General features: G+C 77.4%; 1 protein-coding gene. It reads right to left on the bottom strand.

Going from position 1 to position 469, the window contains the following annotated elements:
- Nucleotides 1–369 (bottom strand): FimV/HubP family polar landmark protein (locus C667_RS23920; RefSeq protein WP_281054856.1); only part of this gene is annotated, 369 nt, incomplete at its 3' end.
- Nucleotides 370–469 lie beyond the last annotated feature (100 nt).

Below are 469 nucleotides of genomic sequence, written 5' to 3'. Positions count from 1 at the left end.
GCTGCGCGAGACCGTGACCTTGTCGCCCGCATCGGTCGCCGCGGCGGCCTCCTGCACGCGCGGCACGATGCGACCGCCGCTCTCTTGCGCGGGGACCACCGCGGGTGCGGGGGCGCGGCTGGCGACCGAGGTCGCGAGGCCGCGCCGGTAGGCGTCGAAATCGGCAGCCTGGGCGCGGATCTCGCGCCGCGCTTCGCCGGCGTCGATGCCGCGCACTGCGTCGGCCCCGGGAACGGCGAGGACCGCGCCGGCGCGCAGGCGGTTGATGTTGTCGCCATCGAAGGCCTGGGGGTTCGCGCGCAGCAGCGCGATCAGCATCTGGTCGAGGGTGGTGCCGGGGTGCGCGTTCGCGCTCGCGATGCGGTGCATGGTGTCGCCGCGCCGCACCGTCCAGGTGTCGGCGGGCGCACCCGCGGGAGTTGCCGCACGCGCCGGCGCGGCGGCTGCGGCAGTCGGGCGCGACGCGGCG

The sequence above is a fragment of the Thauera phenylacetica B4P genome, assembly GCF_000310225.1.
In the GTDB taxonomy this organism is placed as follows: Bacteria; Pseudomonadota; Gammaproteobacteria; order Burkholderiales; family Rhodocyclaceae; genus Thauera; species Thauera phenylacetica.
Note: the sequence above shows the minus strand (reverse complement) of the source record. Positions and strands in the feature narration are given on the sequence as shown.